General features: G+C 70.9%; 20 protein-coding genes. 10 read left to right on the top strand and 10 right to left on the bottom strand.

Annotation, left to right across the window (positions count from 1 at the left end; genetic code table 11):
- The 3 genes from GT042_RS05725 to GT042_RS05735 form a co-directional block, all read right to left on the bottom strand.
- Positions 1-381, bottom strand: a 381-nt coding sequence (locus GT042_RS05725; RefSeq protein WP_161307604.1) for a chaplin, incomplete at its 3' end; no start/stop codon positions are given.
- Positions 382-523: 142 nt separating this feature from the next.
- Positions 524-757, bottom strand: a complete 234-nt coding sequence (locus GT042_RS05730) for a chaplin (protein WP_161307605.1) — start codon at positions 755-757, stop codon at positions 524-526.
- 290 nt (positions 758-1047) lie between these two features.
- A complete protein-coding gene (locus tag GT042_RS05735) occupies positions 1048-1458 on the bottom strand; it encodes a rodlin (RefSeq protein WP_161307619.1) in 411 nt (136 codons plus the stop codon).
- A 278-nt stretch (positions 1459-1736) separates the two neighbouring features.
- Between GT042_RS05735 and GT042_RS05740 the strand changes: the two genes are divergently transcribed.
- Together GT042_RS05740 and GT042_RS05745 are read left to right on the top strand one after the other, a co-directional pair.
- Positions 1737-2147: a rodlin gene (locus GT042_RS05740; RefSeq protein WP_161307606.1), complete on the top strand. Its 411-nt coding sequence runs from the start codon at positions 1737-1739 to the stop codon at positions 2145-2147.
- A gap of 200 nt (positions 2148-2347) precedes the next feature.
- Positions 2348-2755 (top strand): rodlin, encoded by a 408-nt coding sequence (locus GT042_RS05745; RefSeq protein ID WP_161307607.1) that lies wholly within the window; start codon positions 2348-2350, stop codon positions 2753-2755.
- Between the two features lie 94 nt (positions 2756-2849).
- Here GT042_RS05745 and GT042_RS05750 read toward each other — a convergent pair whose 3' ends face one another.
- The 3 genes from GT042_RS05750 to GT042_RS05760 form a co-directional block, all read right to left on the bottom strand.
- Complete coding sequence (locus GT042_RS05750) at positions 2850-3287, bottom strand: VOC family protein (protein WP_161307608.1); 438 nt, start codon at positions 3285-3287, stop codon at positions 2850-2852.
- Positions 3288-3365: 78 nt separating this feature from the next.
- Positions 3366-4433: a MerR family transcriptional regulator gene (locus tag GT042_RS05755; protein ID WP_161307609.1), complete on the bottom strand. Its 1068-nt coding sequence runs from the start codon at positions 4431-4433 to the stop codon at positions 3366-3368.
- Between the two features lie 139 nt (positions 4434-4572).
- Positions 4573-5196 (bottom strand): HAD family acid phosphatase, encoded by a 624-nt coding sequence (locus GT042_RS05760; protein WP_237530500.1) that lies wholly within the window; start codon positions 5194-5196, stop codon positions 4573-4575.
- 190 nt (positions 5197-5386) lie between these two features.
- Between GT042_RS05760 and GT042_RS05765 the strand changes: the two genes are divergently transcribed.
- Positions 5387-6184, top strand: a complete 798-nt coding sequence (locus GT042_RS05765) for an exodeoxyribonuclease III (RefSeq protein WP_161307610.1) — start codon at positions 5387-5389, stop codon at positions 6182-6184.
- 254 nt (positions 6185-6438) lie between these two features.
- Here the strand turns inward: GT042_RS05765 and GT042_RS05770 are convergent, their stop codons facing one another.
- Together GT042_RS05770 and GT042_RS05775 are read right to left on the bottom strand one after the other, a co-directional pair.
- Complete coding sequence (locus GT042_RS05770; RefSeq protein WP_161307611.1) at positions 6439-6804, bottom strand: hypothetical protein; 366 nt, start codon at positions 6802-6804, stop codon at positions 6439-6441.
- A gap of 14 nt (positions 6805-6818) precedes the next feature.
- Positions 6819-8066: a helix-turn-helix transcriptional regulator gene (locus tag GT042_RS05775; protein ID WP_161307612.1), complete on the bottom strand. Its 1248-nt coding sequence runs from the start codon at positions 8064-8066 to the stop codon at positions 6819-6821.
- A gap of 199 nt (positions 8067-8265) precedes the next feature.
- Here GT042_RS05775 and GT042_RS05780 point away from each other — a divergent pair, with 199 nt between their 5' ends.
- The 3 genes from GT042_RS05780 to GT042_RS05785 all read left to right on the top strand — a co-directional run bounded on the left by GT042_RS05780 (position 8266) and on the right by GT042_RS05785 (position 10430).
- Positions 8266-9381: a radical SAM protein gene (locus GT042_RS05780; protein WP_161307613.1), complete on the top strand. Its 1116-nt coding sequence runs from the start codon at positions 8266-8268 to the stop codon at positions 9379-9381.
- Positions 9381-9518: a hypothetical protein gene (locus GT042_RS38030; RefSeq protein WP_202532403.1), complete on the top strand. Its 138-nt coding sequence runs from the start codon at positions 9381-9383 to the stop codon at positions 9516-9518. The genes GT042_RS05780 and GT042_RS38030 overlap by 1 nt, the downstream gene beginning before the upstream one ends.
- 87 nt (positions 9519-9605) lie before the next feature.
- Positions 9606-10430: an aminoglycoside phosphotransferase gene (locus tag GT042_RS05785; RefSeq protein WP_161307614.1), complete on the top strand. Its 825-nt coding sequence runs from the start codon at positions 9606-9608 to the stop codon at positions 10428-10430.
- A gap of 4 nt (positions 10431-10434) precedes the next feature.
- Here GT042_RS05785 and GT042_RS05790 read toward each other — a convergent pair whose 3' ends face one another.
- On the bottom strand, positions 10435-11079 hold the full coding sequence (locus GT042_RS05790) for a MerR family transcriptional regulator (protein ID WP_161307621.1): 645 nt from the start codon (positions 11077-11079) through the stop codon (positions 10435-10437).
- Between the two features lie 143 nt (positions 11080-11222).
- Between GT042_RS05790 and GT042_RS05795 the strand changes: the two genes are divergently transcribed.
- From GT042_RS05795 to GT042_RS05810, 4 genes are all read left to right on the top strand, one after another.
- Positions 11223-12791: an NAD(P)/FAD-dependent oxidoreductase gene (locus GT042_RS05795; protein WP_161307615.1), complete on the top strand. Its 1569-nt coding sequence runs from the start codon at positions 11223-11225 to the stop codon at positions 12789-12791.
- On the top strand, positions 12788-13732 hold the full coding sequence (locus GT042_RS05800) for an alpha/beta fold hydrolase (RefSeq protein ID WP_161307616.1): 945 nt from the start codon (positions 12788-12790) through the stop codon (positions 13730-13732). Before GT042_RS05795 ends, GT042_RS05800 begins: the two co-directional genes overlap by 4 nt.
- An 11-nt stretch (positions 13733-13743) precedes the next feature.
- Positions 13744-14634 carry an SDR family oxidoreductase gene (locus GT042_RS05805; RefSeq protein WP_161307617.1) on the top strand — a complete coding sequence of 297 codons (891 nt, stop codon included), beginning with the start codon at positions 13744-13746 and terminating at the stop codon, positions 14632-14634.
- A gap of 88 nt (positions 14635-14722) precedes the next feature.
- Entirely contained in the window at positions 14723-15040 is a 318-nt protein-coding gene (locus GT042_RS05810; protein WP_161307618.1) for a hypothetical protein, read from the top strand.
- 96 nt (positions 15041-15136) lie between these two features.
- Here GT042_RS05810 and GT042_RS05815 read toward each other — a convergent pair.
- Positions 15137-17348 (bottom strand): S41 family peptidase (locus GT042_RS05815; RefSeq protein ID WP_202532404.1); only part of this gene is annotated, 2212 nt, incomplete at its 5' end.

Here is a 17348-nt window from a genome sequence, read left to right on the forward strand (position 1 = left end):
GGCCGCGTGGGACGGGGCGTGGGCCGCCTGCGGGTGGTTCTCGTGCGCCTGCGGGCCGGGCGCGGGAGCCGCGTGCGCGGGTGCCGGGGCCTGGGGAGCGTACTGCCGGTACGTCTCGTGGGCGGAGGAGTGCGCGGAACCGGACGTGTTCCCGCAGGTGTTGCCGAAGGCCGGGTTGAGCACGCCCACCGGGTCCAGGGTGTTGCCGCAGATGTTGACCGGGACCTCCACCGGCGCCTGGATGGAGTTGCCCGAGAGGACGCCGGGTGATCCCACGGCCCCCCCGCTGGCCTCGGCCGCTACGGCGTAGCCGCCCGTCATGGACAGGACGCTCGACGCCGCGGCGGCGGTGAGCAGTCCTTTGCTGATGAGGTCTCGCATCTGGTTCTCCTCCTGCTGGCGGATTCGGCAAGCAGTTGTCGCGGGTGGAACAGGTCCCAACTGAGGCCGGTCCCCGAGCACGTGTCGCACGCGCTCGGGGACCGGCCGGAAAAGCAGCCCCCGAGGGGGCGTCCGTACAACGTCAGGCGTTGGCGCAGACGTTGCCGAAGGCCGGGTTCAGCAGGGCGACGATGTCGATGCTGTTGCCGCACAGGTTCACGGGGATGTGGACGGGCACCTGAACGACGTTGCCGGACAGGACACCGGGGGAACCGACAGCGACGCCCTCGGCGCCCGCGTCGGCGACGGCGGGGGCGGCGGCACCGACGGCCAGGAACAGCCCGGCGACGATGGTTGCGGCCTTCTTGCACTTCATCTTGAGCCCTTTCCGCAGCGGAGAAAACGTCCGCACGACTGTCGTGGCACGCGAGCCTCGTAAAGCCGGCTCATACGTCCGCTGCTGGAACTCCAACGAGCCCGGCCGATTCGAGGAAACTGGCCCGTTTTCGGCTTTCTCGGGTTCACCCGACTGCCGCGTCCGGAGGTTTCGTTTCCGCACCGGAATCGCGTACGGCCGCGGATGGCGAAACGGGCCGGCCGGGGCGTCGGTGCCCCGGCCGGCCCGTCGGCCGGGACCAGGGTCCCGGCGATGGCGCGTACGGCGGATCAGTTGTTGCCGACGCCGTTGCCCGAGAGGACCGGGATGTCGTTCACGATGTGCGACAGCGGCTCGTCGCCCTTCGCCTGGGTGGAGTTGTCGGCGCACTGCTGGTTCTGCGGCGAGGCCAGGACGTTGACGTCCTGGACGGCGACCGGCACGAGAACGCCGACGAGCGCACCGGCGTTGACCTTGACCGGCAGGCCGACACAGAGCTTGTTCAGCGAGCTCTGGACCAGCTCACCCTGCGGGCTCATGTTGCCCTTGGTCGAGTTGTTCCCGAACGCCGAGGCGGCACCGTTGCCGCTCGCGGAGGTCGTGCCGTGGTCGTTGCCGACCGCGAGCGCCGTGGGCGCCGCCGCGGCGGAAACGCCGACTACGGAGGCGGCGACGGCGGCGCCGGCCATAATCTTCTTGATCACGAGAGTGTCCTTTTCTCAAAGAAATTCAGGTGGAGCGGGCCGAACGGGTCGAGCGGGCCGAACGGGTCGAGCGGGCCGAACGGGTCAAGCAGGTCGAGCGTGTCGAGCGACCTGCACAACCGCCTCCCAGGTGTTTGGTTGCGGTGCTTCACTCGATCGGCTTGTTGAACGCCGGTAATAGGCCGTTGGAGTGAAGTGAAAGAACTAAACCGACGATGCGAAGTTGCTCAGTACGCCCCGGAGACTTTGGGGCATCCGTCAGAAGGGGACTCATCGTGATCAAGAAGGTTCTGGCCGGCGCCGCTGTCGCCGCCTCCGTCGTGGGCATCTCCGCCACGGCCGCCCCGCAGGCGCTGGCCGTCGGCAACGACCACGGCACCACGTCCGCCAGTGGCAACTTCGCCAGCCAGCAGTACGGCAACTCCGCGACGTACGGGAACATGAGCCCGCAGATGGCGCTCATCCAGGGCTCGCTCAACAAGCCCTGCATCGGTCTGCCCGCGAAGCTGAACCTCGGCTCCCTCGTCGGCGTCGTCCCGATCGCGGTCCAGGACGTCAACATCCTGTCCTCGCCGCAGAACCAGCAGTGTGTCGAGAACTCGACGCAGGCCAAGGGCGACGAGCCGCTGTCGCACCTGCTCAACGACATCCCGATCCTGTCCGGGAACGGCGCGGGCAACAGCTGACACGTCGGCCGAGCGATCGGCCGAGGGCCGGACCACCGCTGAACCTCGCGGGCGGTCCGGCCCTTTCGTATTGCTCTGGGCTGCGGCTAAACAGAAAAGTCGTTGGGCCGTTCGGGGGAATACCCGAAACTATCCGCCCCGGGGCGAGTTGAGTAATCGGACTCCACCGGTGGAGTCCGACTTTCCGGAAAGGCATTTAAATGAACAAGCTGTGGGCAACCGCTGCTGTAGCGGCATCGCTCGTCGGGGCCTCGGCCGCCGTCGCGTCGCCGGCCCTGGCCGTCGGGAACGACACGGGCACGACGTCCTTCAGTGGTAACGGTGCCGAGCAGGCCTTCGGCAACTCGGCGACGCACGGGGACATGAGCCCGCAGCTCAGCCTCGTCCAGGGTTCGCTGAACAAGCCCTGCATCGGCCTGCCCGCCAAGGTCAACGCCGGTTCGCTCGTGGGCCTCGTCCCGATCGCGGTCCAGGACATCAATGTCCTGTCCTCGCCGCAGAACCAGCAGTGCACCGAGAACTCGACCCAGGCGAAGGGCGACGAGCCGCTGTCGCACATCCTGAGCGACATCCCGATCCTGTCCGGGAACGGCGTCGGCAACAACTGATTGCCCCGAAGGCCCGGCCCGGCGTACTGACGCCGGGCCGGGCCTTCGCGTTGTCCGGGGCGCGCGGGAATGGTCCTCAGCCATCCTCCCCGGCTCAGACCAGGCAGAACTCGTTCCCCTCGGGGTCGGCCATCACCACGTGATCGGGCCGGCCCTGGAGTTCGTCCTCGCGGATCACCGTCGCGCCGGCCGCCGTCAGGCGTTCCACCGCCGCCGTCACGCGGGGCCGGCGGATCTCCCAGGGGGTCTCGCGGCCACCGCCGACCTGGACGTCCAGGTGGAGCCGGTTCTTCACGACCTTCGCCTCCGGCACCCGCAGGAACGAGATGCTGGGCCCCGCTCCGTCCGGGTCGGCCAAGTAGGCCCCCTCGTCCCACTCCTCCTCGGGCACGTCGTGGTGCGCGAACCACTCCTCCCAGCTCGCGAACCCCGTGGGCGGCGGCTTCTCGTCGTACCCGAGCGCCAGCGCCCAGAACTCCGCCAGTTCGGCCGGGTGCGCGCAGTCGATGGTCAAGGTCCACTTGGTCGCCATGCGGGTTCCTGTCCGTCTCGGTCCAACGGCCGGTCCGCCGTCCCGCGTCACCAGCAGGGTAGAAGATCCAGGAGCCTTTCAGGCGTGGCCGGCCCGGACGGGCATGGCCAGGGTGGTGAGGTCGCCGCGGGCGGCGGAGCGGATGGTGACGGGCTGGTCGTCCCCTCGCAGGTCGAGCATGACGTCCGGGCCGATCGCGGTGCTCACGGCGGGGTAGAGCGTGGTCAGTTCGAAGGAGATCCGGAGTGGGTGTCCGGTGGTGGTGGCCGGGAGGGAGTGATGGGTGTGCGCGTCGCCCGCTGAGACGACGTTCACTCCGTGCGGGGCGATGTCCAGCGTCAGGCGTTCGGCGGGGTGTTCTTCCAGGGCTCGCAGGAGCAACTCCTTCGAGACCGTCGTCCGGGTGGTGATCTCGCCCAGCGAGGCGAGCATCTGGCGGTGGTCGGGGAACTCCTCGGTCAGCAGCCGGCAATGCCGGTCCTCCCGGTCGGCCACGCGGAGCCAGATCCCGCGCGGCACCGCTTCGATTCGCACCAGCGCGCTGCGGCGGATCTCACCGACCGCGGCGCGCAGTTCGTCGCCGTTGACCGTGCCGGCCCAGTCGTGTGCCGGTGGTTCGGCCGGGACCAGGGTGCGGGTGGAGAGCCGGTATCGGTCGGTCGCGGTCAGGGTGATCGCGTCATGCCCCACCTCGACGCGCAGGCCGGCGAGAACCGGCATCCCGGGCTCGTGTGCGGTGGCGGTGAGGACCTGCTCGACGGCGTCCGCGAGTACGGGACCTTTCAGCGCCGTGATCGGGAGACCTGGCGCGTCGCCGAGCGCGGACTTGATGACGGCGGCCTTCCGGTGCGCCGCCGCCGCGTCTTCGACGACTCGCGACACATGCTCGTCGAGGAGCCGGGACGCCTCGTCGGCACCGGAACCGAGCACCGCCTCGATGCCGGCGAGCGGCATGGCGATCTCACGGAGCCGGCGCAGCGCGGTGGCCCGGGCCACTTGGTCGGCGCTGTAGTAGCGGTAACCCGAGACCGGGTCGATCTCGGCGGGGGGCAGGAGCCCGGAGTCGGCGTAGAACCGCAGCGCGCTGGAGGTCAGACCAGTGCGCTGGGCAAAGAACCCGATCGGCATCAGCTCAGAAGGAGGCACCGCGCCATCATCGGGCTTCGACCAACTCGAAGGTCAACGACGGACGGCCCGGGACTTCGCGCCGGCCGACAGGAAGAGGCCCCGGACCGCTGGGGGCGGCGGCCGGGGCCTGTTGTGCCGTGTGTGGGGGACGTACGGGTCAGGAGAGCGCGCCGTCGTAGTCGGGGAGCTTGAACGTCTTCTCCGCGTGGCCGCCCACGAAGTCGGACGTGTTGTTGCCTATGTTGGCGATGATCGTGTAGCCGCGCCTCTCGATGTCGGCTCTCTTCGCCGCCTTGTACGTGCCCGCGTCGCCGAAGAGGTCGCCGATGCCGCGCTCGTACAGTCCGGTGACGGGGTAGCCGACGGACGTCAGGTTCGGCTTGGTGACCCAGCCGATGAAGTCCGGGCGGGCGGTGATGAAGAAGACCGCCACGCCGTGGGCGTCGGCGTAGCGGGCCAGGTCGAGGGTGGGGGCGACGGCGGGGGAGGGCGGGAAGGGGGAGAAGTAGCTCTCCAGGGAGGTGTTGTCGATGTCGAGGACGATCGCCTGCCTCTCGCCGGTGCCGTCGGCGATGCGCTGTTCGAGGTACGGGCGGGCCTCGTCCGTCACCTTGCGTACGTCGGCCTGCCAGGTGGCGTAGTCGACGGCGGCGGCAGCGGCGGTGGCTGCGGGGGCCGGGGCCGGCGTGGCCGCCCGGGCGTCCGTCGCGCCCGCCAGCGCGACGAGCGCGGCTGTGGCGACGGCGGCGCCAAGTCGCCTGATCCGCATGGTCGTTGCCATGGTTCCTCCACGGTGTACGGGCCCGGGGTGCGGGCGCCGAGTTCGTTGTCGATCTAGACCTAAGCCGAAAAACGCGGCGTCGGGGCGGTGGTGTCCGAAGTTGGCCGGTGAACGTTTGGTGACATGGACACATCCGGCTGCTCCGGTCGGCGGCCCTGGGTGACCTGGGCCGGTTCGGTACTGTGCCGGGGTGCTGACCGTGACAAGCGTGAACGTGAATGGCCTCCGCGCCGCCGCCAGGAAGGGCTTCGTGGAGTGGCTCGCCGGGACCTCCGCCGATGTGGTGTGCCTCCAGGAGGTACGGGCCGAGCCGGAGCAGCTGCCCGCCGGCGTGCGGGAGCCGGCGGGCTGGCACACCGTGCACGCGCCGGCCGCCGCGAAGGGCCGGGCGGGGGTGTCGCTGTACACGCGGCGGGAGCCGGAACGTACCCGGATCGGCTTCGGGAGCGCGGAGTTCGACGCGAGCGGCCGGTACGTGGAGGTCGATCTGCCCGGGGTGACGGTGGCCAGCCTCTACCTGCCGTCGGGCGAGGTGGGGACCGTACGGCAGGACGAGAAGTACCGGTTCATGGACGAGTTCCTCGTCCACCTGGAGCAGGTGCGGAAGCGGGCGGCGGCGGACGGGCGCGAGGTGCTGGTCTGCGGGGACTGGAACATCGCCCACACCCCGGCGGACCTCAAGAACTGGAAGGCCAACACCAAGTCCTCCGGCTTCCTCCCCGAGGAACGCGCGTGGCTGACGCGGGTCTTCGACGAGGTCGGCTACGTGGACGTCGTACGGGCCCAGCACCCGGACCAGGAGGGCCCGTACTCCTGGTGGTCGTACCGCGGCCGCGCCTTCGACAACGACACGGGCTGGCGCATCGACCTCCACGCGGCGACCCCCGGCCTGGCCGAGCGCACGGTGAAGGCGTACGTGGAGCGCGCGGCGACCCACGCCGAACGCTGGAGCGACCACGCCCCGGTGACGGGGGTCTTCGACCGCTAGGGCGTGTCCGCAAAGTGGGGTCTGGCTCGCGGCGCCTGGCACGCGCGCTCGCGGCGTTGTCGGACCCACCTCGTACATCCAGTACGGGGTGGGTCCTCCGCCTTGCGATCGCACGCACCAGACGCCGCGAGCCCCGCCCTCCAGGCGGACGACCCCACTTCGCGGACACCCCCTAGGCCCTGTCGGCCGACAGGCCCTAGGCGGGCGCGGGCCGCGCCGGGTCGGCCCGGCCCCGCCGGCTTTTTCCGCTGCGGTCAGCTCAGCGACTTCTCGATGGCCTCGAAGATGTCCGCGTCGGTCTCCTGCTGCCAGGACGGCAGGTCGGGCCAGTCGGCCACGTAGGCGGCCTTCGGGTCCTCGAAGTGCTTGAACATCTGGGCGGTCCAGCACGTCGCGACGAAGCGGCTCTTCTGCTCGCGTGTCAGCCGCGCCGTGCTACCACCGCTGATCTCGACGAAGTGCCGGACCTGTTCGTGAACGGAACCCGCCGCCTCGCGTTCCCACTCGGGAGTGTCGTCCCACGGCGTGACGTAACCGGGCTTTGGGGTCCCTGGGAAGTGCAGGTGGACTCCCGCGATCCAGGCTTCCCGGAACACTCGTGCACCCTCGGTCTGCGACATGCCCACCCTTCCCGTCACGGCGTGCTCAGAGCGGCGATCTCCGCCTCCAGCTCGGCCACGCGGTGGTCGCGGCTCAAGGGACCGAAATCGTCGCACAGGGTTCGGAGTCTACGGGCGACATACCCGGAACCGGACGCTCGGGCCAGGCCGGCGGCCTCCCTGCCGTACGTCACGACCTGTTCGGCGTCCCGCCGCTTCACCCCGACGGCCGCCAGGTCGGTGAGCACCGCTCCGCGTCGTCGGTACGACTGTCCGGACGCCAAGGCCGTCTGTTCCAAGGCGTCCTTCAAAGCGTTCTCCGCCAGGGTGAGACGGCCGAGTTGTACGTAGCGCGCTCCCCGTTCCTCCGCCAGACGCGCGCTGTCGAACCGGAGCCACCCGCCGTTGGCACCGTCCGCCGTGAGGTCGCGAACGGTTTCCGCCCGGTCCATGGCGCGCTCACAGGCATCCAGATCGCCGAGGCCCGCGTAAGCCTCGGCCTGGACGGAGGCGACCCACTGCCGGGTCGCGAGGCTGTTGTCACCGCGGGCGGCCAGTCTCTCGGCCGCGGCGAGAATCTGTGCCGCTTGGCGGTGGCGTTGCTCGGACATGTCGACGTAGGCGTACCGGACGAGTGCGCAGGCCCACAGGTCGTATGCTTCCGCGTCCTTGCTGACCGACGCTGCGAGGGAGTACGAAGCGACGGCGTCGGAATACCGGTTCGCGTCGAACGCCACCTCGCCGGCCAGCTGGAAGAGGTCGGCAGCCGTGCTCAGCAGGGGGCGGGAGCTGTTACCGGCCAAGGCCTCGTTGAGAGTTGTCAGCTGATCCATGACGACGGGGTGGACGGACCCTTTGGATCGGGCCAATTGGTAGACCTGCCAGAGATGCCCGTTCATGCGTGCGAAGTCGGCAGGCGTCCCTCTGCGGACGCCCTCGGCAAGGGCCTCGGCCTCCTCGACCGGCAGGAGAGTCAGAGCCCCGCTGACAGTCAGTATGCGGAGGAATTCGCGGCGGATCATCTCGTCGGGGTCTCCCGCGCTTGTCGTGTCACTGGAGTGGTGTCCGGTGGTCTTCCGACCTGTGGCTCGTGGCGATGTGAGGAGCGAGTCCAGCTCTTGGAAACTTAATTCGAGGGCGAGGGCCAGGCCTCGTCGCTGGGGCGGCTGGGGGGCGGCCCTGCCGCTTTCCCAGCGCCCGACCGTTGTGCGGTCCACGCCGAGCAACTGGGCTAATTTCTCCTGACTGTGGCCCAGGGCCCTGCGCCGTTCCGCCAGTCCCATGACGACTCCCTCCCGCGCCTCGGTCCCTTCGGCGCCCGGCGCGGATGTGCACGGATGTGTGTCAAGACTGCCGCATCGATGCCGTGGTCATCCCCAATTCTCCGCGCTTTCCTGGATGTTGTCCCGAACGGGCGTTATTCACCGAGAAGTTCGGTCGTTCTCGGCGGCGTGTCCGCCAGGACACTGTGGAGGAGGCCCCATGCACCAGCTGATCGCGAGCCCGCACAACGGCGCGTTCCTCGTGGCCCGTCCCGGCGCCCGGGCCGGGATGCGAATCCCCCGAGCGTTGTACGAGCAGGTCGCCTCGATCGCCGAAAGCCGCGCCCCGTTGCCGCCTTGGCTCCTGGAGGGCGCCAGAACGGCGTGGGATCTGGACCTGGCAGGTCTGACCATGCGTGACACCGTTCTGGTGCGCCCCGAGACCGGGCTCGGCTACGGACGCGCCACGTACGAGATCAACAAGGGGTGCAACTTCAATTGCGAACATTGCTACCTCGCTGAGCGGCGGTTCGAGGGACTTCCCTGGGTCGGCAAAGCGCGGCTCTTGCGCCTGCTGCGGGATGCCGGGGTGCTGTGGTTGCAGTTCACCGGAGGCGAGCCGTTGATCGACCGCGATTTCATGGACGCGTACACGTTCGCCCACCGATCCGGCATGCTGATCGAGATCCTGACCAACGGGTCCCGGCTCCATCGGCCCGAAGTCATCGCGATGCTGCGGGAGCTGCCGCCGCACAAGGTGACCGTTTCGCTCTACGGCGCGACGCCGGACAGCTTCGACTCCCTCACCCGCAGGAAAGGGGCGTTCAAGCTCGTCGAAAGGGGTCTCGCCGCCGCACGGGAGGCGGGGCTCCCGCTGGAACTGGCGCTGATCATCACCAGGCATAATGCGCACGAGCTGGACGCCATGCGGGCCGTCGCCGACCGGTACGGGGCCGCGCGCACGGAGTACGGGACGATCTCCCCCACGTACTCGGGCACACCCGAGCCGCTGGCCGCGCAGGCCCCCGGCTTTCTGGACAAGACCGGTGTCTTCCAGGGCTGCCCAGCGGGCCACACTTTCTTCCACGTCGACCCGCACGGCCTGGCGACCATGTGCAAGGTCGGTCGCGAGAACCCCGTCGACCTCATGGCCGAAGGTCTGGACGGCCTTCTCCGGCTGCCCGGCATCGCCGATGCCCAGATGCTTCGCACCGGTGGTTGCGGTGGCTGTCAGCTCTCCGGCACCTGCCGGGTCTGCCGACCGCTCGCCAAGGCGTACCAGGAGGCGAAGGCACCACTGAACACCTACTGCCGACACGGAAACGAGGAAACATGATGACCGCTGTCACCGTGGAGATCACCACCCGGCCGCCGGTCCTGGAGGAGCCCGAAGGAGTTGTCCTCCTGGACGACCTGGAAGTATTGACCGAGGGGGCCGTACCAGGCTGCAACGACGACAACCCCTACCGGTAGTCGCACTGCCGTGCGGAACCGCGGGGGCTTCCGGGCGTTTTCATACGGAAGTCCCCGCCCCACTGCCCTCTGGAGGAGTGAGGTCACATGGTGACCACCCGCATCGGATTCGACCGGCTGCCCACCGCCGTCCGTGCCGCCGTGGAAGGGCACACCGGGCCGCTGCTCACGGTCGTGGAGACCAGTGAGGGGTTCAACAGCGAGATCGCCGTACGGGTCACCTCCGCCGCCGGGGCCTGGCACGTCAAGGGACTCCGCACCGACCACCCGCGTGCCCGGACCCAGCATCGGGAGGCCTTGGTCGCTCCGTTCCTCGGTGCGGTCGCTCCCGGCCTGTGCTGGCGCGTCGAGACCGGCGGATGGGATCTCTTGGGATTCCAGGCGTTGGACGGCCGTCACGCGGATTACGGCCCTGGCTCCGCCGACCTGGCCGAAGTCGCGGCCCTCCTGCGGCGGCTCGGCGAAACCCCGTGCCCCGGCGTCGAACTGCGCCGTGCCGAGCAACGATTGGAGCGTTACGTCACCACCTCGGACGACCTCCGCTTCTTTGCCGGGAACTACCTCCTGCACACCGATCTCAACCACACCAACGTGCTCGTCGACGACCGTGCCCCGCAGGGCGATCGTGGGCGTCTTGTCGACTGGGCGTGGGCCACCCGGGGAGCCGCCTGGCTCGACGCCGGCTACTGGGTCGTCTGGCTCATTGCTTCCGGGCATGACCCGGTCTCCGCCGAGCGCCAGGCGGACGCGATCCCCGCCTGGCGCAGCGCTCCCGTGGAGGGGGTCACCGCCTTCGCCGCCGCCAACCGCGAGCTGTGGGACGAGATCAGTGGCGGTGACCCCGACCCGTGGACGCTGCGGCTGGCGGCCGCCGCGGCCTCGTGGGACGAGTACCGCAAGGGTGGGTTGTGAGGGCTCAGTCGTGGGGTTGCGGGGGTGGGGGGAGTCTGCGGTCCAGGGCCATGGAGAGTTCCGCTGCCACCACGCTCTGGGCCAGGGGGCGGAGGGTGGTGGGGTCGGGGTGGGGGGTGTGGGTCTGGAGTGTGGTGGTGAAGAGGTCGGCCAGGGCTGTGGCGTGGGCGCGGACCTCTGCTGCCGCTGCCAGGACCGCTGCCAGGGGGACGCCCTCGCGGACCAGGGCCGCGGAGGCGTCCAGGAGGCGGCGGCTGATGTGGACGAGGTCGTTGCCGTCCACGGCCAGGTAGCCGAGGTCCAGGGCCGCGGCGAGGTTCTCCGGGGTGACCTCGCCCTCGAAGTGGTCGGCCAGTTCCTCGGGGGAGAGGCGGACCGGGGTCTCCTCGGTGGGGGGTTCGGTCAGGCCGAGTGCCGAGGCGAAGCCGTCCGGGGCCTGGGCCGCCTCGAACGTCGCCGCCAGGTCCGCGATGCCGTTGAGGGTGTGGCCGCGTTCCAACAGGGCGGCGATCGTGCGGAGTCGGGCCAGGTGCCGGTCGTCGTACCAGGCGATCCTGCCCTCGCGGCGGGGTGGGCCGAGCAGGCCGCGCTCGCGGTAGAAGCGCACGGTGCGCACCGTGATGCCCGCCTCGCGGGCCAGGTCGTCCATGCGGTACTCCATGGGCGTCACTTTATGTCGTACCGTCGGTAACTTCTGTCGTCCGGACCCTACCCATGGGTAGCGCGCTGCCCTACGCTGCTTAACCGTGCCAGTGATTACTGGCGCGGTTCGGCGCGGTCGCGGGAGGCGTTGTGGTGGAGAGCCGGCATGTACGCGTTGCGGTCATCGGGTCGGGGTTCGGGGGCCTCGGGGCCGCCGTCCGGCTACGGCGTGAGGGGATCACCGACTTCGTGGTCCTGGAGCGGGCCGGATCGGTCGGCGGGACCTGGCGCGACAACACCTATCCGGGGTGCGCGTGTGATGTGCCCTCCCACCTCTACTCGTTCTCGTTCGCGCCCGAACCCGACTGGCCGCGCACGTTCTCCGGGCAGTCGTACAGCCGCGCCTATCTGGAGCGGGTCGCCGACACCTTCGGGATCCGGCCGCATCTGCGGTTCCGGCACGAGGTGATGAAAGTCCGGTGGGACGAGGTGGCGCTGCGTTGGGAAGTCACCACCTCCCAGGGGGACTTCACCGCCGATGTGGTGGTGTCCGCCGGAGGCGCGTTGTCCGATCCTCGGGTGCCTGACGTGCCGGGGTTGGAGACGTTCCCGGGGGAGGTTTTTCACTCCGCCCGGTGGGACCACGATCTCCCGCTGCGTGGCAAGCGTGTTGCCGTGGTCGGCACCGGGGCATCCGCCATTCAGATCGTGCCGGCCATTCAGCCGGAGGTGGAGCGGTTGACGGTCTTTCAGCGCACGCCGCCGTGGGTCATGCCCCGTACCGACCGGGCCATCTCGCGGATCGAGCGTCTCCTGCATCGCGCGTTCCCGGTCACCGGTGCCGCCCGGCGTCAATTTCTTCGGGAGGTACGGGAGTTGCAGGTGCGGGCCTTCACGAAGCGGCCGGAGCTGCTGGGGGTGGTGGAGTCGCTGGCGAAGGCCAACATGGCCAAGGCCGTCAAGGACCCCGCTCTGCGGGCCGCGTTGACCCCCTCGTACCGCATCGGCTGCAAGCGCATCCTGCTCTCCAGCACCTACTACCCGGCGCTCGCGCGGCCCAATGTGGACGTGGTCGCCTCGGGTCTCGCGGAGGTGCGCGGGTCGACGCTGTTCGCGGCCGACGGGACGGAGGTGGAGGCGGACGTCGTCGTCTTCGGGACCGGCTTCCACGTGACGGACGTACCGATCGCCGAGCGGGTGGTGGGGGTGGGCGGAGTCACGCTGGCCGAGGCGTGGAAGGACGGCATGGAGGGGCTGCGGGGGACGACGGCGGCCGGCTTTCCCAACTGGATGATGATCACCGGGCCGAACACGGGGCTCGGGAACTCCTCGATGATCCTGATGATCGAGGCCCAGTTGAACTATCTCGCCGATTATCTGGGGAAGCTGGGGCAGTTGGAGCGGTTGGAAGGTCTCGGTAGGGAGGCCGTCGCCCTCGACGCCCGCGTTTCCGCCGTCGGCGCCTGGAACCGGCGGGTGCAGGAGCGCATGACCCGGACCGTCTGGAACACCGGCGGCTGCACCAGCTGGTATCTGGACGTCAACGGCCGTAACACCACCATCTGGCCGGGCACCACACGCGAGTTCCGGCGCGAGACCCGGGCCGTCGACCTGGCCGAGTACGACGTGATCCGCGCCGGTGACGCCGGCGACGGCGACAGCGACAGCGACAGCGGCGCGGTGCCCCGGCAGGCCGCCACGAAGGAGACCGTCCGATGAGCCCCTTGCCCGCGCCCGCCCGCCGTGCGCTGACCGCCGTCTCCGCCGACGGGTCGCGGATCCATGTGGAGCTGTACGGCTCCGAGGGTCGGCCCGCAGTCGTGCTCGCTCACGGGTGGACCTGCTCGACCCGTTTCTGGTCGGCGCAGACCGCCGAACTCGCCCTCGATCACCGGGTGATCGTCTACGACCAGCGGGGACACGGGCGGACCGCGTACCCGGGCCCCGGCGCCTGTACCGCCGACGCTCTCGCCGACGACCTGGAAGCGGTGCTCGCCGCGACGCTCGCGCCGGGCGAGCGGGCCGTGCTCGCCGGGCACTCCATGGGCGGCATGGCGATCATGGCCGCCGCCCGGCGGCCGGTCCTCCGGGAGCACGCGGCGGCTGTGCTGCTGTGCAGTACGGGGAGTTCGGGGCTGGTCGCGGAGTCGCTGGTGCTGCCGTTGCGTGCGGGGCGGGTACGGACGCGGCTCACCCGGGTGGTGCTCGGGTCGCGGGCTCCGCTGGGGCCGGTCACGCCGCTCTCCCGGCGGCTCCTGCGCTACGCGACGATGGGGCCCGCCACCGCGCCGGACCGGGTCGCGCGGTGTGCGCGGATCGTGCACGCCTGCGGCCGGCGGGCGCGTGTCGCGTGGTCGCACGTGCTCGACACGCTCGATCTCGACGCGTCCGTAGGGGAGTTGAGGGTGCCCACGGCTGTCCTGGTCGGGACGGCCGACCGGATGACCCCGCCCGTACACGCGCGGGCGCTGGCCGCCGCGCTGCCCGACTGCACCGGGCTGACCTTCCTGCCGGGGGTGGGGCACATGACGCCGGTGGAGGCGCCGGAAGCGGTGACGGGGGCGATTCGGGGGCTGGTTGCCGCGTATCTGGGGGCGGAGGCCTCCCCTGCGGCTGACGAACGTACCGCCGACGCCACCACGACGGAGGACGTGGCATGAGAGGACGTGGCATGAGCCGTACCGGATCGAACCGTCTCGAAGGACAGGTCGCCGTTGTCACCGGCGCCGCGCGCGGCGTGGGGGAGCACCTCGCCCGCAAGCTCTCGGCCCGTGGCGCGCGGGTCGCGCTGGTGGGGTTGGAGGAGGACGAGCTGAAGCGGGTGGTGGGCCGGCTGCACGGTGACGCCGGGCATTGGTACGCGGACGTCACCGACCACACCGCGATGGCCCGGGTCGCCGGGGAGGTCAAGGAGCGCTTCGGGAAGGTGGACCTCGTCGTCGCGAACGCGGGGGTGGCGTCCGGGGGGCCGTTCGTGGACTCCGACCCGGACGCGTGGCGGCGAGTGGTGGAGGTGAACCTGATCGGGGGCGCGGTGACGGCACGGGCGTTCCTGCCGGTGCTGCTGGAGAGCCGGGGCTACTTCCTCCAGATCGCGTCGCTCGCCGCGCTCACCCCGGCGCCGATGATGACCGCGTACTGCGCGTCCAAGGCGGGGGTCGAGGCCTTCGCGCACAGCCTGCGCGCCGAGGTCGGGTACCGGGGGGTGCGGGTCGGCGTCGGGTATCTGTCCTGGACGGACACCGACATGGTGCGGGGCGCGGACGAGGACGACGTGATGCGGGAACTGCGGGGGCGGCTGCCGTGGCCGGCCAGCCGTACGTATCCGCTCGGCCCGGCCGTGGACCGGCTCGTCGCCGGGATCGAGCGGCGGTCCGCGCATGTGTACGGACAGGGGTGGCTGCGGGGGACGCAGGCCGTCCGGGGGTATTTGCCCGGGCTGATCGCCACCGTGGGGCGGCGCGAGATGCGGCGCTTCGGGCCCCGGCTCGACGGGGTGCGTACGGGGCTGGTGGGGGCGGGCGGGGCGGCGGACGAGGAGGCCCGTACGCTGCGTAACTGATCGAAATGCGCGGAATGTCGGGCCGTGTCAGTCTGGTCGGGATCCACCCCCCCCGTAGTGCCCCACAGACTTTCAGGAGTGGCTTTTCATGGGTATTTCGGACCAGTTCAGGGACAAGGCGCAGGAGCTCCAGGACCAGGCGCGGTCGCGGATGAGCGACCAGGAGAAGGACCAGGCGAAGGCGAAGGGCAAGGGCCGTGGCTCGGACGGCCGTAAGGACCGGGACATGGACCGCGACATGGACCGGGACATGGGTCGCGAGGCGGGTCGTGGCGGCGACCGCGACATGGGCCGCGACATGGGTGGTGACCGCGACCGGGACATGGACCGCGACATGAGCCGCGACCGTGCCGACCGGGATCGTGCCGACCGGGACGGGATGCGGGGCGGGGCGCGCGACGCCTGATCCTTCGGCCCGGTACGTACCGTACGTACGGGAGGCGCACCCCGATCGCGGGGTGCGCCTCCTTCCCGTGCGGCGGCCGGCCGGTGGGGCCCGGGGTCAGGCCGTCCCGCGCGGGGGGAGCTCGGGGCGGCGGAGGTCCGGGACCGCGCCGTACCCCGGCGGGGTCGCGGCCGGATGCGCGGCCAGCAGGTCCAGCGCCACCCACACGGCGTCGTCCAGCTGGGCGTGCCGGCCCTCCGCCCAGTCGAGCGGGGTGCGCAGGGCCTCGATGTCCGGGTCCACGCCGTGGTTCTCGACGGACCAGCCGTACGCGTCGAACCAGGCGGCGTTCATCGGGACGGTGATGACCGTGCCGTCGCCCAGCCGGTGGCGGCCGGTGATGCCGACCACCCCGCCCCAGGTGCGCTGGCCGACCACCGGGCCGAGGTTCAGCAGCCGGAAGGCGGCCGTGATCATGTCGCCGTCGGAGGCGGTGGCCTCGTCGGCGATGGCGACGACCGGGCCGCGCGGGGCGTTCGAGGCGTACGAGACGGGCTGGGCGTCGCGGGTCAGGTCCCAGCCGAGGATGCGGCGGGTGAGCTTCTCCACGACCAGTTCGCTGATGTGGCCGCCCGCGTTGCCCCGTACGTCCACGATCAGGGCCGGGCGGGAGACTTCCAGCCGCAGGTCGCGGTTGAACTGCGCCCAGCCGGAGCCGCCCATGTCGGGGATGTGCAGATAGCCGCACCGGCCGCCGCTGATCTCCCGTACGACCTCGCGGCGTTTGGCGACCCAGTCCTGGTAGCGGAGAGGGCGTTCGTCGATGAGGGGGACGATGGCGACGCGGCGGGAGGGGCCGTCGGCGGCGGCGGGGCGGAAGGTCAGCTCGACGGTGGTGCCGCCGGCGGCGGAGAGCAGCGGGCCGGGGCCGGCCACGGGGTCGACGGGACGTCCGTCGACGTGGGTGAGGATCGCGCCCTCGCGGATGCCCGTGCCGGCCAGCGGGGAGCGGGCCTTGGAGTCGGAGGAGTCGCCGGGGAGGATGCGCTTGACCATCCAATTCCCGTCGCGGCGGACGAGGTTGGCGCCGAGCAGGCCCATGGCGCGCTGGTAGTGGCGGGGGCCCTCGTTGCGGCGGGCGGGGGTGACGTACGCGTGGGACGTGCCCAGCTCGCCGACGACTTCGCGGAGGAGGTCGGCGAACTCGTCGGGGGAGGCGACGCGTTCGACGAGGGGGCGGTACTGGGCGAGGACGCCGTCCCAGTCGATGCCGCACATGTCCGGCTCCCAGAAGTACGTACGGATCAGGCGGCCGGCCTCCTCGTACGCCTGGCGCCACTCCGCCTCCGGGTCGACCTCGTGGAGGATCCGGCGCAGGTCGAGGTGGACGATCGAGTCAGAGTCGCCGGGCTCGGTGGCGGGGACGGCGCGGAGTTCGTCGTCGTCCACGACGACCAGGCGGGTGCCGTCGCCGCTGGGGGCGAACCAGTCGAGGTGCGCGACGAGTTCGCTCTTGCGGGCCTTGGTGAGGTCGAAGTGTTCGAGGGTGGGGCGGCCGGAGGTGTCGGCGGGGTTGGCGAAGGTCTCGCCGAGCGCGCCGGAGATGGGCCAGCGCAGCCAGACGAGGCCGCCGCCGCTGACGGGGTGCAGGGCGGAGTACTTGGACGCGGCGACGGGGAACGGGGTGACGCGCGCCGCGAGTCCCTCCTCCTCGACGGTGACCGTGCCCTCGCCGGTGTCGGCGTCCGCGTCGCTCATGGCCGGGTCGAGGCCGCCGGCGGCGGGGCGGCCGTCGGGGGAGAGGGCGAAGGGGGACGGGGTCGCGGAGGACAGCGGTACGAGGTACGGGCGGCAGCCGAGCGGGAAGGACAGGTCGCCGGTGTGGACGTCGTAGACGGGGTCGAAGCCGCGCCAGGAGAGGAAGGCGAGGTAGCGGCCGTCGCTGGTGAAGACGGGGTTCTCGTCCTCGAAGCGGCCGTTGGTGACGTCGATGATCGTACGGTCGGCGCTGCCGCCGATGCGGGCCATCTTGATCTGGCGCAGGGTGCGGCCGACGCCGGGGTGCGACCAGGTGAGCCAGTCGCCGTCCGGCGAGAAGGCGAGGTCGGCGACGGGGCCGTTGATGGAGCGGATGACCTCCGTGACGATCCCGGGCCCACCCGGGGGCTTCCAGAGACTCGACCCGGTACGGGGCGGGTCGGCGGCGGGCGGGCCGGCGGCGGGCCCGGGGCCTGTGGCGCCGGGCGCGGCGAACGGGGCCCCGTCGGGGCCCGACGGGGTGGCCTCGGCCTCAGGGCCGTCTGCGGCGCGGGCGTTGTCGCCCGTATCG

Origin of the sequence: Streptomyces sp. SID3212, assembly GCF_009865405.1 — a bacterium.
GTDB lineage: Bacteria > Actinomycetota > Actinomycetes > Streptomycetales > Streptomycetaceae > Streptomyces.

Coding starts and splice junctions, on each gene's coding strand:
- GT042_RS05730 (WP_161307605.1), bottom strand. CDS start 757: ATGAAGTGCAAGAAGGCCGCAACCATCGTCGCCGGGCTGTTCCTGGCC.
- GT042_RS05745 (WP_161307607.1), top strand. CDS start 2,348: ATGAACAAGCTGTGGGCAACCGCTGCTGTAGCGGCATCGCTCGTCGGG.
- GT042_RS05750 (WP_161307608.1), bottom strand. CDS start 3,287: ATGGCGACCAAGTGGACCTTGACCATCGACTGCGCGCACCCGGCCGAA.
- GT042_RS05760 (WP_237530500.1), bottom strand. CDS start 5,196: ATGGCAACGACCATGCGGATCAGGCGACTTGGCGCCGCCGTCGCCACA.
- GT042_RS05770 (WP_161307611.1), bottom strand. CDS start 6,804: ATGTCGCAGACCGAGGGTGCACGAGTGTTCCGGGAAGCCTGGATCGCG.
- GT042_RS05775 (WP_161307612.1), bottom strand. CDS start 8,066: ATGGGACTGGCGGAACGGCGCAGGGCCCTGGGCCACAGTCAGGAGAAA.
- GT042_RS05780 (WP_161307613.1), top strand. CDS start 8,266: ATGCACCAGCTGATCGCGAGCCCGCACAACGGCGCGTTCCTCGTGGCC.
- GT042_RS38030 (WP_202532403.1), top strand. CDS start 9,381: ATGACCGCTGTCACCGTGGAGATCACCACCCGGCCGCCGGTCCTGGAG.
- GT042_RS05785 (WP_161307614.1), top strand. CDS start 9,606: ATGGTGACCACCCGCATCGGATTCGACCGGCTGCCCACCGCCGTCCGT.
- GT042_RS05790 (WP_161307621.1), bottom strand. CDS start 11,079: ATGGACGACCTGGCCCGCGAGGCGGGCATCACGGTGCGCACCGTGCGC.
- GT042_RS05800 (WP_161307616.1), top strand. CDS start 12,788: ATGAGCCCCTTGCCCGCGCCCGCCCGCCGTGCGCTGACCGCCGTCTCC.
- GT042_RS05805 (WP_161307617.1), top strand. CDS start 13,744: ATGAGCCGTACCGGATCGAACCGTCTCGAAGGACAGGTCGCCGTTGTC.
- GT042_RS05810 (WP_161307618.1), top strand. CDS start 14,723: ATGGGTATTTCGGACCAGTTCAGGGACAAGGCGCAGGAGCTCCAGGAC.